Origin of the sequence: Streptomyces sp. NPDC017202 (assembly GCF_044331705.1) — a bacterium.
GTDB lineage: Bacteria > Actinomycetota > Actinomycetes > Streptomycetales > Streptomycetaceae > Streptomyces.
The window spans coordinates 284,633-299,956 of the sequence record NZ_JBIRNP010000008.1 but is presented as its reverse complement, the minus strand read 5'-3'; the positions used below and the strand labels follow the sequence as shown (position 1 = coordinate 299,956).

Annotated in this window: 12 protein-coding genes; 7 read left to right on the top strand and 5 right to left on the bottom strand. The window is 73.3% G+C overall.

Going from position 1 to position 15,324, the window contains the following annotated elements:
- Positions 1-124: 124 nt before the first annotated feature.
- Positions 125-2,509: a phosphoketolase gene (locus ACH4N1_RS18615; protein ID WP_398098304.1), complete on the top strand. Its 2,385-nt coding sequence runs from the start codon at positions 125-127 to the stop codon at positions 2,507-2,509.
- A gap of 343 nt (positions 2,510-2,852) precedes the next feature.
- Positions 2,853-3,869, top strand: a complete 1,017-nt coding sequence (locus ACH4N1_RS18610) for a RimK family alpha-L-glutamate ligase (RefSeq protein ID WP_398098303.1) — start codon at positions 2,853-2,855, stop codon at positions 3,867-3,869.
- A 76-nt stretch (positions 3,870-3,945) separates the two neighbouring features.
- Here ACH4N1_RS18610 and ACH4N1_RS18605 read toward each other — a convergent pair whose 3' ends face one another.
- Positions 3,946-5,484 carry a PAS domain S-box protein gene (locus tag ACH4N1_RS18605; protein WP_398098373.1) on the bottom strand — a complete coding sequence of 513 codons (1,539 nt, stop codon included), beginning with the start codon at positions 5,482-5,484 and terminating at the stop codon, positions 3,946-3,948.
- Between the two features lie 317 nt (positions 5,485-5,801).
- On the opposite strand from ACH4N1_RS18605, the gene ACH4N1_RS18600 reads away from it, so the two are divergent.
- Positions 5,802-8,189 (top strand): ATP-binding cassette domain-containing protein, encoded by a 2,388-nt coding sequence (locus ACH4N1_RS18600; protein WP_398098302.1) that lies wholly within the window; start codon positions 5,802-5,804, stop codon positions 8,187-8,189.
- 136 nt (positions 8,190-8,325) lie between these two features.
- On the opposite strand, the gene ACH4N1_RS18595 is transcribed toward ACH4N1_RS18600, so the two are convergent.
- Positions 8,326-8,691, bottom strand: coding sequence for a DUF6479 family protein (locus ACH4N1_RS18595; protein ID WP_382788087.1), 366 nt, complete (start codon positions 8,689-8,691; stop codon positions 8,326-8,328).
- A 169-nt stretch (positions 8,692-8,860) separates the two neighbouring features.
- On the opposite strand from ACH4N1_RS18595, the gene ACH4N1_RS18590 reads away from it, so the two are divergent.
- The 3 genes from ACH4N1_RS18590 (at position 8,861) to ACH4N1_RS18580 (ending at position 11,761) form a co-directional block, all read left to right on the top strand.
- Positions 8,861-9,235, top strand: a complete 375-nt coding sequence (locus ACH4N1_RS18590) for a ferredoxin (RefSeq protein ID WP_398098301.1) — start codon at positions 8,861-8,863, stop codon at positions 9,233-9,235.
- A 619-nt stretch (positions 9,236-9,854) separates the two neighbouring features.
- Positions 9,855-10,760 (top strand): universal stress protein, encoded by a 906-nt coding sequence (locus ACH4N1_RS18585; RefSeq protein WP_398098299.1) that lies wholly within the window; start codon positions 9,855-9,857, stop codon positions 10,758-10,760.
- 116 nt (positions 10,761-10,876) lie between these two features.
- Positions 10,877-11,761, top strand: coding sequence for a universal stress protein (locus ACH4N1_RS18580; RefSeq protein ID WP_398098371.1), 885 nt, complete (start codon positions 10,877-10,879; stop codon positions 11,759-11,761).
- 88 nt (positions 11,762-11,849) lie between these two features.
- Here ACH4N1_RS18580 and ACH4N1_RS18575 read toward each other — a convergent pair whose 3' ends face one another.
- From ACH4N1_RS18575 to ACH4N1_RS18565, 3 genes are all read right to left on the bottom strand, one after another.
- Complete coding sequence (locus tag ACH4N1_RS18575) at positions 11,850-12,314, bottom strand: pyridoxamine 5'-phosphate oxidase family protein (RefSeq protein ID WP_398098297.1); 465 nt, start codon at positions 12,312-12,314, stop codon at positions 11,850-11,852.
- Positions 12,315-12,472: 158 nt separating this feature from the next.
- Positions 12,473-12,949 carry an FMN-binding protein gene (locus ACH4N1_RS18570; RefSeq protein WP_398098295.1) on the bottom strand — a complete coding sequence of 159 codons (477 nt, stop codon included), beginning with the start codon at positions 12,947-12,949 and terminating at the stop codon, positions 12,473-12,475.
- 7 nt (positions 12,950-12,956) lie between these two features.
- Positions 12,957-14,318 carry a ferric reductase-like transmembrane domain-containing protein gene (locus ACH4N1_RS18565; protein ID WP_398098293.1) on the bottom strand — a complete coding sequence of 454 codons (1,362 nt, stop codon included), beginning with the start codon at positions 14,316-14,318 and terminating at the stop codon, positions 12,957-12,959.
- 242 nt (positions 14,319-14,560) lie between these two features.
- On the opposite strand from ACH4N1_RS18565, the gene ACH4N1_RS18560 reads away from it, so the two are divergent.
- Positions 14,561-15,310 carry a response regulator transcription factor gene (locus ACH4N1_RS18560; protein WP_398098291.1) on the top strand — a complete coding sequence of 250 codons (750 nt, stop codon included), beginning with the start codon at positions 14,561-14,563 and terminating at the stop codon, positions 15,308-15,310.
- Positions 15,311-15,324: the final 14 nt, after the last annotated feature.

Sequence of the window (15,324 nt, the reverse complement as noted above, 5' to 3'; positions counted from 1 at the left end):
GGGTCGGCTGGTCGGTTCGGCCGGTCGGGTCGGTCGGCCCTGGCGGGTACCCGGCGGCCGGGAGAGGGTGGGAGGGAACGGACCCGCCCGCACCCCGCCGAAAACCGATCCGGAAGGGACCCCGATGTCCGTCGACACCCAGCAGGCGTCCGACCGCCTCACCGACGACGAGCTGAGGACGCTGGACGCCCACTGGCGCGCCGCGAACTACCTGGCCGTCGGCCAGATCTACCTCATGGCCAACCCCCTGCTCACCGAGCCGCTGCGGCCCGAGCACGTCAAGCCGCGGCTGCTCGGGCACTGGGGCACCTCGCCCGGCCTGAACCTCGTGTACACCCACCTCAACCGTGTCGTCCGCGGCCGCGACCTCGACGCCCTGTGCGTGTGGGGCCCCGGCCACGGCGGGCCGGCGGTGGTCGCCAACTCCTGGCTGGAGGGCTCGTACACCGAGACGTACCCCGACGTCACGCGCGACGCGGCCGGCATGGCCCGGCTGTTCAAGCAGTTCTCCTTCCCGGGTGGCATCCCCAGCCACGTCGCCCCCGAGACCCCCGGCTCCATCCACGAGGGCGGCGAACTCGGCTACGCGCTCTCCCACGCCTACGGCGCCGCCTACGACAACCCGGACCTGCTCGTCGCCTGCGTGATCGGTGACGGCGAGGCCGAGACCGGGCCGCTGGCCGCGTCCTGGCACTCCAACAAGTTCCTCGACCCCGTCCACGACGGTGCCGTCCTGCCGATCCTCCACCTCAACGGCTACAAGATCGCCAACCCGACGGTGCTGGCCCGGATCCCCGAACCGGAACTCGACGAACTGCTGCGGGGCTACGGCCACGACCCGATCCACGTCACCGGCCACGACCCGGCCGCCGTGCACCGCGCGATGGCCGAGGCCATGGACACCGCGCTGGACCGGATCGCCGCGATCCAGCGCGCCGCCCGCGAGGAGGGCTCCGGCGAACGCGCCCACTGGCCGGTGATCGTGCTGCGCACCCCGAAGGGCTGGACCGGTCCCGCGCAGGTCGACGGGCTGCCCGTGGAGGGCACCTGGCGCGCCCACCAGGTTCCGCTCTCCGCCGTCCGGGACAATCCCGAGCACCTGCGCCAGCTGGAGGCGTGGCTGCGCTCCTACCGGCCCGAGGAACTCTTCGACGAGCGGGGCGCCCCCCGGCACGACGTCCTGACCTGGATCCCCGAGGGCCCCCGCCGGCTCGGCGCCACCCCGCACGCCAACGGCGGACTGCTGCTGCGCGAACTCCCGCTGCCCGCACTGGAGTCGTACGCCGTCCCCGTCGACAAGCCCGGCACGACGCTGCACGAACCCACCCGCGTGCTGGGCGAGTTGCTGGAGGAGGTGATGCGTTCCACCGCCGAGCGGCGCGACTTCCGGCTGGTCGGCCCCGACGAGACCGCCTCCAACCGGCTCCAGGCCGTGTACGGCGCCACCGGCAAGGCCTGGCAGGCGCAGACCCTCCAGGTCGACGAACACCTCGACCGGCACGGCCGGGTGATGGAGATCCTCTCCGAACACACCTGCCAGGGCTGGCTGGAGGGATACCTGCTCACCGGCCGGCACGGGCTGTTCTCCTGCTACGAGGCGTTCGTGCACATCGTCGACTCGATGGTCAACCAGCACATCAAATGGCTGCGCGTGACCCGCCGGCTGCCCTGGCGGGCACCCATCGCCTCCCTCAACTACCTGCTGACGTCGCACGTCTGGCGCCAGGACCACAACGGCTTCTCCCACCAGGACCCCGGCTTCGTCGACCACATCCTCAACAAGAGCCCCGAAGCCGTGCGCGTCTACCTGCCGCCGGACACCAACACGCTGCTGTCGGTGGCCGACCACGTGCTGCGCAGCCGCGACTACGTCAACGTGGTCGTGGCCGGCAAACAGCCCTGCTTCGACTGGCTGACGATGGACCAGGCCCGCGCCCACTGCGCCCGCGGCGCCGGCGTCTGGGACTGGGCGGGAACCGAGAACGGCACCCGCGAACCGGACGTGGTCCTCGGCTGCGCGGGCGACGTGCCGACCCAGGAGGTGCTCGCGGCCGCCCAGTTGCTCCGCCGGCACCTGCCCGAACTCGCGGTCCGCGTGGTCAACGTCGTCGACATCGCCCGCCTGCTGCCGAGCGAGGAGCACCCGCACGGCATGAGCGACTTCGAGTACGACGGCCTGTTCACCCCCGACAAACCCGTCGTCTTCGCCTACCACGGCTACCCGTGGCTGATCCACCGGCTCGCCTACCGCCGCACCGGCCACGGCAACCTGCACGTGCGCGGCTACAAGGAGATCGGTACGACGACCACGCCGTTCGACATGGTCGTCCGCAACGACCTCGACCGCTACCGACTGGTCATGGACGTCATCGACCGCGTCCCCGGCCTCGCGGTGCGCGCCGCGGCCGTACGCCAGCGGATGGAGGACGTCCGGCTGCGCCACCACGACTGGATCCGGGTCCACGGCACCGATCTGCCGGAGGTCGCCGACTGGGCCTGGGACGGCTGACCGGCACACCGGGCAGGGCGCACGGATCGGGGCGGACGGCGCAGGGGGAGGGGCAGGGGCCGGGCGCGCGTGCGCCCTGGTACGGCGCCCGATCCGGTGCCTACAGTGGTCGGTCCGCCCCGCGGCACGGATTCCCGGCGGGGCGAGCCCCATCCTTGCGTGGTCACCGGCCGTCCCCGGCCCCGGCAGCCGTCCGGGCCGGGGACGGCCCGCACACCGGCGCGGCTCCCAGGGCGACGGGTGCGAGGACCACCCGCGCGACAGGCACCACACCGTGACGGCGTTCGGGCCGCGCGACCGGGCCCGCGGTACGAGCGCGCGTCGAGAGCCACTGGAGGCCGCTGTGTCCCGACCGTGCATCGCCCTGATCGCCGATCCGACGTCGTCCGAAGGGTGCCGGGGGTACCTCGCCGACGCCGTGGAACTGCTCACCGGCACGCCGCCCGTGCGCGTCGACGCCCGCCACTTCGCGACCGGCGCGTCCGGTCGCGGCATCCGCGACGGGGGCCGCTTACGGCTGCAGGTCGCCGAGGAGGGCCTGGACTTCGTGCCCGACGTCGTCCTGCTGTACGAGATCCCGCCGCACCGCCGCCGTGCCCTGGCCGGCTTCCAGGAACTCCTGGACCGCCACGACGTGGTCACGCTCGGCACCGGACCCGAGGCCTGGCGGACCGCCACCGAGAAGAACCTCACCGTGGAACGCTTCCGCCGGGACGGCATCGCCCAGATGGAGACCGCCGTCCTGTCCCGTCCCACCGCGCGGGAGGCCGGCGAGGCGTTCGAGCGGCTCGGCGGCGACACGTGGGCGCGGCCCGTCGTCGGCACCGGCGGCGACGACACCTTCCACGTCACCACCCGCGCCCAACTGGAGGCGGCCACCGGCTACTACGCCGGGCACGGCACCGACTGGATGCTCTCCCGCGACGCGGGCAACTTCACCGCCGACGGACTGCGCCACCAGTTCCGCGTCTTCGTCCTCGGCGGACGCGTCGTGCACGCCCGCGAACATCTCCAGCCCGCCGCCGACACCCCCTGCAACACCTGCCGGGGAGCCACCCCGGTCCCCGTCGCCCCGCCGGACCTGCCGCCCCGGCTCACCGAACTCGCCGTCGCCGCCACCGCGTCGGTCGGCCTGCCCTTCGCCGGGGTCGACCTGGCCGTGGAGAACGGCGGCGTCGTCTTCGAGGTCAACGTCCAGCCCGCCTTCGTCGACGGCGAGCTGGAGACCGTGGCCGTCCCGTACGTCGAGGCGCACCTGGACGCCTACGCGCGCGCGGCGAGCGGCCTGCGCGCGCCACGGAGGCCGCACCCCACCCGGGCGATCGGAACCGGCGGCCGGGGCTTCACCGCCCCGGCGTGAACCCGGTCGTCCGCCCTCGTTCGGGGACGCGTCCTCGTCGTGAGGACCTGCCCCCGTCCGGTCCGGGCGAAAGACGCTAGGCCGCCGGGAACTGCGCCAGCAGGAGGGTCACGTCGTCGTTGTGGCTCTCCGGGTCCGGCAGGAGGCCGGCGAGCACCTGGTCGGCGGCCGTCTCCAGACAGGGCACATCGGTGAACAACTCCTCCAGCAGGAGGGTGAGTTCACCGATGCGCAGTTCGATGTCGCTGCCCGGCGTCTCGATCAGGCCGTCCGTGTACAGCACCAGGGTGGCTCCCGGCGGTATCTGCGCGCGGGCCTGCTCGAACGGGCCGTCGCCGACCCCGAGGGGCATGTTGACCGGGCAGTCGAGCGCCCGCACCCCCTTGCCGGCCCCGGCGACCAGGACCGGCAGATGGCCCGCCGAGCAGATCGTCACCGTGCCCGTCTTCGGGGCGATGACCAGGTAGCAGCAGGTCACGAGCTGGTCGGGCACGTCCAGGTCGGCGACGCAGGTGTCCAGCGCCCGCATCAGCTGCCGCGGCTGCATGCCGGTCTTCGCCAGCGCGTGCGCGGCCGAGCGCAGCTGGCCCATCACGGCGGCGGCCTCCAGACCCCGCCCCATCACGTCGCCTATCAGCACTCCCACCCGGCCGCCGCCCAGCGGCACGAGGTCGAACCAGTCGCCGCCCACCCCGGCGCCCTGGGTGGCGGGCCGGTAACGACTGGCGGTGGCCAGGCCGGGCAGCGCGGGCGGGGTGCCCATCAGGCTGCGCTGGAGCGTGAGGGCGATGTGCCGCTGCTGCTCGTACAGTTCGGTCAGCTCGGCCTGGGCGCGCTTGCGGTCGCTGATGTCCCGCACGATCGCGCACGCCCCGACCACCGTGCCACGGGTGTCCCGGGTCGGCCACAGGGTCACGTCGACGTCCAGCAGCGCACCCCCGCTGGTGACCTTCAGCGTCTCGAAGTGCTCCACCTTCCGGCCCCGCCGGAGCTGCCGCAGCAGCGCCCTGACCTCGCCGTGCAGCTCGGGCGGAGCCAGCAGGGAGACGTGCCGGCCGATGGCCTCGTCGGCGGTGTAGCCGTACAGGCGCTGTGCCGCCGCGTTCCAGTAGGTGACGCATCCGTCCAGGGTGTGGGCGAGGATGGCGTCCTGGGACGACTCCACGAGGGCGGCCAGCTCGTTGATGCGGGCCTCGGCGGCCTTGCGGTCGGAGACGTCGCGGACCGCCGCCGACACCAGCAGCCCGTCCGTGGTCTCCAGGGGGCTCAGACTGATCTCGACGGGGAACTCGGTGCCGTCCTTGCGCAGCCCGAGCAGTTCGAGTCCGGCGCCCATGGGCCGGACCTGGCGGTTGGCCGTGTACCCGCTGCGGTGCCCGGTGTGCTGCTCGCGGAAGCGGTGCGGCAGCAGCAACTCGACCGGCTGGTCGAGGAGTTCCTCGCGGCGATAGCCGAAGAGGGCCTCGGTCTGGGCGTTGACGAGCCGGATGGTGCCCCGGTCGTCGACGATGACCATCGCGTCCGGTGCCGCCTCCAGCAGCCCCCGGAACCGTTCCTCCGCCCCGCCCGGAGCCTTCTCGCGCACAGGGGCGCGGCAGCCGTACCGTCGTTCCACCGGTTCCGCCTGCACCAAGTCGGCCATGTTCCACCTCACCTTGCGCGACGATTCAAGCCATCTCAGCGCCTTCGCACCCGTCCCGCTCCGGGATGTCGCTTACTGACCGTTCACGCCCGAAGCTGGCCGATCGCGGTCCGGGCGTGGGACACGGGCCGTCGGGGCGCCGCTTCACCTCCGGTACGCGGGGTATGGCACGGTTTCGCACCACCTGACCGGACAGGAACGGACCGGTTCGATCAGGAATAGGGAGGCGCCGGGCCACGGGCGGCGCATAGCGTGGGAGCGATGCCCGAAAACACGGACGGAGACCGTTGATGAGCCCCGCCCACAGGACGGACGACCGGTCGTCCGCGCCGCACGCCGCCGACACCCACGACGTGATCCGTGTGCACAGCGCACGCGTGAACAACCTCAAGGACGTCAGCGTCGAGATCCCGAAGCGCCGGCTGACCGTCTTCACGGGGGTGTCCGGCTCGGGCAAGAGCTCGCTGGTCTTCGACACGATCGCCGCCGAGTCGCAACGGCTGATCAACGAGACGTACAGCGCCTTCGTGCAGGGCTTCATGCCGACGCTCGCACGGCCCGACGTCGACGTGCTCGACGGGCTGACGACCGCCATCATCGTCGACCAGCAGCGGATGGGCGCCGACCCCCGCTCCACGGTCGGCACCGCCACCGACGCCAACGCGATGCTGCGCATCCTCTTCAGCCGGCTCGGCGAACCGCACATCGGCCCGCCCAGTGCCTACTCCTTCAACACCGCCTCGGTGCGGGCCAGCGGCGGCATCACCGTCGAGCGCGGCACCAAGGAGACGGTGAAGGCGACCTACCGGCGCACCGGCGGCATGTGCACCCGCTGCGAGGGCCGGGGCACGGTCTCCGACATCGACCTCACCCAGCTCTACGACGACAGCAAGTCCCTCAACGAGGGCGCGCTCACGATCCCCGGCTACAGCGTGGACGGCTGGTACGGCCGCATCTTCAGCGGCTGCGGCTTCTTCGACCCGGACAAGCCGATCCGCCGGTTCACCGAGAAGGAACTGCACGACCTCCTCCACCGGGAACCGACCAAGATCAAGGTCGACGGCATCAACCTGACGTACGAGGGGCTGATCCCGAAGATCCAGAAGTCGATGCTCGCCAAGGACGTCGACGCGCTCCAGCCCCATGTGCGCGCCTTCGTGGAGCGCGCCATGACCTTCACCGTCTGCCCCGAGTGCGACGGCACCCGGCTCAGCGAGGGCGCCCGCTCGTCGAAGATCGACGGGGTCAGCATCGCCGACGCCTGCGCGATGCAGATCACCGACCTCGCCGAATGGGTCCGCAAGCTCGACGTGCCCTCGGTGGCGCCGCTGCTCACGGCGTTGCGCGGGACCCTCGACTCGTTCGCGGAGATCGGCCTCGGCTACCTCTCGCTCGACCGGCCGGCGGGCACCCTGTCGGGCGGCGAGGCGCAGCGCGTCAAGATGATCCGGCACCTCGGCTCCTCGCTCACCGACGTCACCTACGTCTTCGACGAGCCCACCACCGGCCTGCACCCCCATGACATCCAGCGGATGAACGACCTGCTGCTGCGCCTGCGGGACAAGGGCAACACCGTGCTCGTCGTGGAGCACAAGCCGCAGACGATCGCGATCGCCGACCACGTCGTCGACCTCGGCCCCGGCGCCGGCGCCGCGGGCGGCACCGTCTGCTACGAGGGCACCGTCGAGGGGCTGCGGGCCGGCGACACCGTCACCGGCCGCCACCTCGACGACCGGGCCGCGCCGAAGGGCTCCGTGCGCACGCCGACCGGGACACTGGAGATCCGCGGCGCGACGGCGCACAACCTCCAGGGTGTCGACGTGGACATCCCGCTCGGCGTGCTCGTCGTCGTCACGGGGGTCGCCGGCTCCGGCAAGAGTTCGCTCGTCCACGGGTCGATCCCCGCCGACGCGGGAGTGGTGAGGGTCGACCAGAGCCCCATCAGGGGGTCACGGCGCAGCAACCCGGCGACCTACACCGGACTGCTCGACCCCATCCGCAAGGCGTTCGCCAAGGCCAACGGCGTGAAGCCGGCCCTGTTCAGCGCCAACTCCGCGGGCGCCTGCCCCACCTGCAACGGCGCGGGCGTCGTCTACACCGACCTGGCGATGATGGCCGGCGTGGCCGCCACCTGCGAGGACTGCGAGGGCAAGCGGTACCAGGCGGCGGTGCTCGAACATCGCCTCGGCGGCCGGGACATCAGCGAGGTGCTCGCGATGCCGGTGGCCAGGGCCGAGGAGTTCTTCGGCTCCGGCGAGGCGCACACCCCGGCCGCGCGGCGCATCCTCGGCCGCCTCGCCGATGTCGGGCTCGGCTACCTCACCCTCGGACAGCCGCTCACCACGCTGTCGGGCGGCGAACGGCAACGGCTCAAGCTCGCCACCCGCATGGGCGACAAGGGCGGCGTCCACGTCCTCGACGAGCCGACCACCGGCCTGCACCTCGCCGACGTGGAGCAGCTGCTCGGACTGCTGGACCGGCTGGTCGACGCCGGCACGTCGGTCGTCGTCGTCGAGCACCACCCGGCGGTCATGGCGCACGCCGACTGGATCATCGACCTCGGCCCCGGCGCGGGTCACGACGGCGGCAGGATCGTCTTCGAGGGCACCCCGGCCGACCTCGTCGCCGCCCGCTCCACCCTCACCGGCGAGCACCTGGCGGCGTACGTCGGCGCCTGACGCCCCGCCCGGCCGTGGCCGGACATCGTGATCCCGGCCGGCGGACCGGGTCGCCGCCGTGCCTCGGGGCCCGCGTCCCGCCTCCTGCTGCTCCGGCTGCTCCGGGCGGGACGTCGGGATCTCGGTCACGGGAGGGTCAGTGCCCGCCCAGGCCGCCCCCGCCGAACGAACCGCTGCTGCCGCGGCTCCAGCGCGGCCGCGACGTGGACGCGCTCGGCCGGGTCCCCATGTTGGTCAGTTCGTACGGGGTGAGGGCGTGGCCCCCCTTCTCGGTCCGCGGCACCTCGTCGGGTTCCCGGATCTCCTGGACCTCGCGCACGGGTCCCTCCGGGGGCAGGTGCGGCTGCTCCTCGGGGCGCGGCCGGGGCAGCTCGCGCTGCTTGACGCGCGCGCCCAGCCAGAAGCTGCCGGCGAGCAGGGCCACCAGGGCCACACCGACCACGAACATGGCCACGCTGAGCAGGCCGCTCGCGGCGGCCAACTGCATGTCTGCGCTAGTCATATCGGGTGAATACCCCACTAATCGGTCACGAACCGCTTCACGGCACCCTTCGCTCTCCGTGCGGGACGATGCCGAGCGGGTGCCGGACCGGTGCCGGACCGGTACCGCGGCCGTCGCGGCCCGGCTGCCGCGGGGGTTTGGCGCGGCGCACCGCGGCTACCCGCGCTGTGTGACTTCGACGACATCCCAACAGGAACTCTTCCGGTTTCTGGAGGACCGTTTCGCATGCGCCCAGGCGTGCACCGAGTGTGCGCGGGCCAGCGCGCTGCGCGCGAGCCTGGTGAATCCGGACGGGACCGAGGAGCAGGAACGCGTACGCCGCAAGGGGATCATGTGCGCGGAGGTCTGCGACGCGACCTGCCGTGTGCTGTCCGAGGACAACCGGGTGGACGAGGCGGGCCTCCGGGTCCAGGTGGAGTGGTGCCGGACCGTCTGCCTGGAGACCGCGCACACCTTCGACCGGCACCCGGGCGCCGAGGACAGCGCGGCGGCGTGCCGCGCGTGCGCCCAGGCCTGCACCGACTTCCTCCAGACGCTGAAGTGAAGTGGCGACCCCCCGGCGCGGACCGGCACGGCGACCGGGATGACCGCCGGGATGACGACCGGCACGGCGACCGGGATGACCGCCGGGATGACGACCGGCACGGCGACCGGGGTGACGACCGCGTCGGGACCCGGACGGCCGCCGCCCCCGACCGGCCGGTGACGGGCGTCCTCAGTCGCTGACCGCCCTTCCCGGCGCGGGCTGACGCCGGTCGGGCCGGCGTCCCCTGCCGCTGACGGCGCTCGACACCGCCGGCCCGGCCACCGCCCAGCCGTGATCCTCACCGTCCGCGGCGGCGACAACGGGACCCGGCGGGCGATCACCTCCCGGACCGGCCCGGGAACGCCCGCGTACGGCGCGGACTCCCGTCCGGCGGGAGAATGGACGCAGGCCCGCGGGCGGACCCGTACCAGCCAGGGCGTCCTCCGTCCGCGCCTCCGTCCGGACGGCCGCCGCGCCGCGTACCGCCGCACCGGGCCGGGGTCGGTCGGCCCCGCCTCGGGACCAGTGGCCCCTGACCCGGCGACGCCCCCGAGGGCGACGCTGGTATCGGATCCCCCTCCCGGATCCCTTGTCCCGGATCCTGAGCCCGAGATCCCCCGACGAGGAGGTGGAGATCATGCTCCGCACCATCACCGTAGGCCTCGACGGCTCGCGCGAGAGCCGCACCGCCGTGGAATGGGCGGCGCGCGAGGCGAAGCTGCGCGGTCTGCCGCTGAAGATCGTGCACGTCTGGCAGCCGGTCCCGGAGCCGATGGCCCAGGCACCGCTGCTCGGCGGCGAGACGCAGACGCACTGGACCGAGCGCATTCCCCGGGAGGCCGCCGCGGGCGTCCGCCTGCGCCATCCCGGTGTCGAGGTGATCAGCGAGCAGCTCTCCGGACAGGCCGGTGACGTCCTCGCCGAGGCGGCGAAGAGCGCCGAACTGCTCGTCCTGGGCTCCCGCGGTCTCACCGGGGTCGGCGGGTTCATGATCGGCTCCGTGGGCCTGTCCGCCCTCGCGCACGCGGACCGCCCCGTCGTCCTGGTCCGCGCGCTGGAAGCGGCCGCCGACGAGCACGAGCCGGACCCGGCGGGGATACCGTCCACCGCGACACCGTTCCGGCCCGTGGTGCTCGGACTCGACGTCGACCACCCGGACGAGACACTGATCGAGTTCGCCTTCGACGCCGCCCGGCTCCGCGACACGTCCCTGCGGGTCGTCCACGGCTGGAACCCGCCGCCGTACCACGCGTACGCCATGCCCGCCAATCCCGCGCGCCACGAGGCCCTGGCCCTGAGCGCGGCCGAGGCCCTCTCCGAGGCGCTGCGGCCGTGGCTGCAGAAGTTCCCCGACGTCGAGGTCGTCGAGATGTCCCGCCACGGCAGTGCGGCCGTCCACCTCGTGGACGCCGCCCGTGACGCCTCGCTCGCCGTGGTGGGCCGCCGGATCCGGCACAGCCCGTTCGGCGCCCACATCGGTCACACCACGCACGCGGTCCTCCACCACTCGGCGGCCCCCGTCGCCGTGGTCGCCCACGCCTGACCCTCCCGAGGAGGAGAAGCCATGAACGCAGCGGTCGTTCCGGCGTTCGCCGAGCCCCCCGTCGCCGAGGTCCGGGCCCGCGCCCTCGCCGCTCCGGACGAGGGGCGGTGAGCACGGTGGACCTCCCCCTCGTGGTGGGCGTGGACGGCTCCGAGCCGAGCCTGCGGGCCGTGGACTGGGCGGCCGACGAGGCCGCCCTGCGCGGGGTCCCGCTCCGAGTGGTGTACGCCTCCCTCTGGGAGCGGTACGAGGGCGACTCCCTCGCCGAGGACCTCACCGACGACCTGGAGGGGGCGGCCGAGCAGGTGACGGCCGAGGCCATCGTGCGAGTCGCCGCGAACCGGGCCGCACTGCGCCGCCCCGACGTCAAGGTCTCCACCGACGTGCTGCCCGAGGAGCCCGAGTCCGCGCTCGTCCGCGAGGGACGCAACGCCTGCGCCCTGGTGCTCGGTCACCGGGGCCGCAGCGGCCTCGTCGAGGTGCTGCTCGGCTCGGTCGGCCTGAGCGTCGCCGCCCACGCCGACTGCCCGGTGATCGTGCTGCGCGGCAGTCACGACAACCAGGTCCGGGCCGGGAGGCACGGCCGCGTCGTCGTCGGCGTCGGCGACAAGGGCACGGACTCCGCCGCGCTGCGCTTCGCCGTCCAGGAGGCCAGGCTGCGCGACGCGACGCTGGAGGCCGTACGGGCCTGGCGGTGCCCCGCGCACGAGACCACCGACCACCCCCTGCTCGGCGGGGAACCCGCCAGGCTGCACGAACTGCGTGCCGCCGAAATCCTGGAGCAGGCACTCGAGGACCTGCCCGCCGACGTGGAACTGCGCCGTCGCACGGTGGAGGGCCCGGCGCGCCGGGTGCTCCTGGCGGCCTCGCACGAGGCCGACCTGCTGGTGGTCGGCGCCCGGCGCAACCCGGGACACCTCGGACTCCAGCTGGGGCGCGTCGCCCACTCGGTGCTGCACCACGCCGCCTGCGCGGTGGCGGTCGTACCCGAACGGCCGTGACAGGCACGGCCGGCCCGGCGGAGACGCGCCGCGAGGGGGGCGCGGGACGGGAGCACCCGGCCGGTCGGAACCGGCCCGCCCCCGGGCCTCACCCGAGTGGGGACGGATCGTGCGCCGTCAGGCGGACTCCGGTGATCAGATCGGGGCCGATGCGGACGGCGTGATCCATCCTCTGCGTCGCCCAGGGCCGCAGCAGGGCCCGGTAGCGGGCGAGTTCGCCCGGGTCGGTGACCAGCCGCGCATAGCCCGTGACGACCACGCTCCAGCCGAGGTGGGTGTCGGGGTCGATGTCGTCGGCCTCGTAGGCGACGACGGCCCCCTCGGCCCCGGTCTGCCGGGTGTACCGGGTCAGCGCGGCGTCCCCGTGGGTGCGGATGACGATGTCGCCGTCGACCAGGACGTGGTTGACGGGGCGGACGGTCGGCAGCGCGTGCCGGGTGAAGACGATCCGTCCCAGGGACACGCCGCCCAGCAACCGCAGCGCCTCGGCAGCGTCCAGCTCGACACTCGTCCGTGTCTCCGGGACGTTCGGCTGGTCGTCGTCACCGGCCATCGCAGACATCCGTATCGTCGGGTCGGTCACAGGTCTCTGTCTCCCGCAGCCGCGCGTGCGGCCGACCGGACCATTCGAACCGGGCGGACACCCACCTCACCAGGGCCGACCGGCCCTGTGAGGCGTCCGATGGTCCCGGCCGGCCCGCCAGGCGGGCGTCAGCCGCTCGCGGAGTCCAGCGCCGACTGGAGCGACTGACGGTAGCCGTCGCTGGTGTAGGTGGCTCCCGAGACCGTGTCGATGTCCGCGCTCTGGGCGCTGAGCGCCTCCCGGGTCAACTGGGGGATGGCGTAGCCGTTGATCTGCTGGTCCCTCGGGTTCTCCTGGGGGTAGGCGACCGCGGTGACGTCGGTGAGCCTGCCGTCCTTCACCGTGACGCGGACCTGGACGGGGCCGTAGCGGGTCTGGACCGAGTCCCCGGTGAGCGTCCGGGTTCCCGTGACCGTCGATCCGCTCGATCCGCCCGACCCGCTCGACGCGCCGGAACTGCTGGACGGCACGGGCGAGGACGCGAGCCCGGCGACGGTCGGCGCCGTGTGCGGCTTCAGCGACAGCACCAGCACGATCCCGGAGACGGTCGCGGCGCTCGCCAGCACGACGCGGCGCAGCGGGTGGTTCTTCCTCAAGGTGTGCAAGACGGCCTCACAGTTCGAAGGACTCGTGGTGGATGCGGCGGTCCGGGACCCCCGCGGCGCGCAGCGCCTCGTACAGGTCCCGCGCGAACCCGTGCGGGCCGCACAGGTACACGTCGTGGGCGGCCAGGTCGGGGACGGCCGCGTTCAGGGACCCCGCCGTGAGGTCCGGACGCCGGCCGTGCGGGCCGTTGAGCGCGTAGAGCACCTTGGCCCCGCGCCACCGCGCGACGGCCTCCAGTTCCCCGCCCAGGGCGAGGTCCTCCGCCGTGCGGGCCCGGTAGACGAGCGTGACGTCGCCGGGCAGCGTCTCGAACAGGGCCCGCAGCGGGGTGATGCCGACACCGCCCGCGACCAGCAGGGACTTGGGCGAGGACTGCCGGTCCGCGGTCAGCGCCCCGTAGGGGCCCTCCGCCCACACCCGGGTGCCCGGCCGCAGCAGGGCCACGGCGGCGCTGTGGTCGCCGAGCGCCTTGACCGTGATCCGCAGCAGGTCCGGACGCGGCGGCGCCGACAGGGAGTAGGGCGTCGAGGTCCAGCGCATGCCGTCGGTGAGGAAGCGCCACCGCAGGAACTGGCCCGGCCGGGCGTCCATCTCGTCCAGCCGCCGGCCGCGGATGACGACGGAGTACACGCCCGGCGCCTCCCGGTGCACGGAGTCGACCCGCAGCCGGTGACGCAGGTTGAGCCGGACCGGGGCGAGGATCCGGAACCACAGCACCAGGGCCGCGGCCCCCAGGTACAGCGCGTACCAGGCCGCCTGTGCCCATGTGTTGCCGGTGAAGTCGGATCCCAGGGCGAGCTGGTGGCCGAAGGAGAGGAAGACCGCGGCGTAGGTGAGCAGGTGCACGTAGTACCAGAACTCGTGGCCGACCCGGCGGCGCACCGCGCGGGCCGAGACGATCCCGACCGCGAACAGGACGACGGTGCCGGCGGTGGCCTTGAGCATCTCCGGATAGTCCAGGACCACCGTGATCGTCTCGTCCACGATCGAGGAGCGGTCCTGGGCGGCGTACCCGAGCAGGATCAGCACGACGTGGGCCGCCAGCAGACAGATCGTGTAGCGGCCCGCCATCGCGTGCCAGCGCGTCACCCGGTCCGACCCGATCCGCCGTTCCAGCAGCGGGACACGGGCCATCAGGGCGACGAGCACGGCGCAGGCGTACCCGGACAGCAGTCCCGCGATCCGCCCCGCTCCCGTCAGCCAGCCCGCGGTGCCCACGACCGACCCCGTGTCGTACCACCACAGGGCGACCACGGCGGCGGCCCCGCCCCACAGGGCGGCCAGCACGGGGCCCGCGGCGGAACGCCTGGGCGCGGGAGGCACGGGAGGCGCGGGAGCGACCCCTGGTCGCGCGTACATCGTCGTCATCCGTGTGTTCCTTCGGCTTCTCCGTACGTCCGCTGCGGCCGTACGCAACGACACTGTGCCGACGCAACCTCTGAGCCCGCTCTCAGCGCTCGGCGCCGCGGAACGGTTCCGCCGCAGGTGGGAGGGGGTGCCGAGGCGATCGGGCGGAGCGGCGGCAGGGCGTACTCAGAGCGGACTCAGAGCGAACTCAGAGGTCCGGGAGGCAGCCCCGGCCGCTGCGGGACCGCATCCTGGTACGTGAGATGAACACTCCCCGCCACCGCGGCTCCGGCCGCCCCGCCCTCACCCGGACCGACGGCACCCCCATCCGGGTCCTCGTCGTCGACGACGACCCCGACCTCGCGGAGGTCCTCTCCGGCGCCCTGCGCTACGAGGGCTGGGAGGTGCGCACGGCCGGCGACGGCGTCTCGGCCGTCGCCGAGGCCCGCGAGCTGCTCCCCGACGCCGTCGTCCTCGACGTGATGCTCCCGGACACCGACGGCTTCTCCGTGCTGCGTTCGCTGCACGGCGTTCGCCCCGACGTGTGCGTGCTCTTCCTGACCGCGCGGGACGCCGTCGAGGACCGCATCGCGGGCATCACGGCGGGCGGCGACGACTACGTGACGAAACCGTTCAGCCTGGAGGAGGTCGTGGCCAGGCTGCGCGGTCTGCTGCGCCGCGCCGGCATGGCCCGGCAGAGCGAGGACGGGCCGCGGCTGACCGTCGGCGACCTGGTCATGGACGAGGAGGCCCGCGAGGTCACCCGCGGCGGCGACCTCGTGGAGCTGTCCCCGACGGAGTTCGAACTGCTGCGGCTGCTGATGCGCAATCCGCGGCGCGTGCTCAGCAAGGCGCAGATCCTCGACCGCGTCTGGTCCTACGACTTCGGCGGCCAGGCCCACGTCGTCGAGCTGTACATCTCCTACCTGCGCAAGAAGGTGGACGCGGGCCGCCCGCCCATGATCCACACGGTGCGGGGCGCCGGATACGTGCTCAAGCCGGTGGCCCGGTGAGCACGGGACCGCGG

Bases quoted from the DNA above. Each gene is read 5' to 3' on its own strand.
- ACH4N1_RS18575 (WP_398098297.1), bottom strand. From the start codon at position 12,314: ATGGCCGGTGACGACGACCAGCCGAACGTCCCGGAGACACGGACGAGT.
- ACH4N1_RS18595 (WP_382788087.1), bottom strand. From the start codon at position 8,691: ATGACTAGCGCAGACATGCAGTTGGCCGCCGCGAGCGGCCTGCTCAGC.
- ACH4N1_RS18615 (WP_398098304.1), top strand. From the start codon at position 125: ATGTCCGTCGACACCCAGCAGGCGTCCGACCGCCTCACCGACGACGAG.
- ACH4N1_RS18600 (WP_398098302.1), top strand. From the start codon at position 5,802: ATGAGCCCCGCCCACAGGACGGACGACCGGTCGTCCGCGCCGCACGCC.
- ACH4N1_RS18560 (WP_398098291.1), top strand. From the start codon at position 14,561: ATGAACACTCCCCGCCACCGCGGCTCCGGCCGCCCCGCCCTCACCCGG.
- ACH4N1_RS18565 (WP_398098293.1), bottom strand. From the start codon at position 14,318: ATGACGACGATGTACGCGCGACCAGGGGTCGCTCCCGCGCCTCCCGTG.
- ACH4N1_RS18585 (WP_398098299.1), top strand. From the start codon at position 9,855: ATGCTCCGCACCATCACCGTAGGCCTCGACGGCTCGCGCGAGAGCCGC.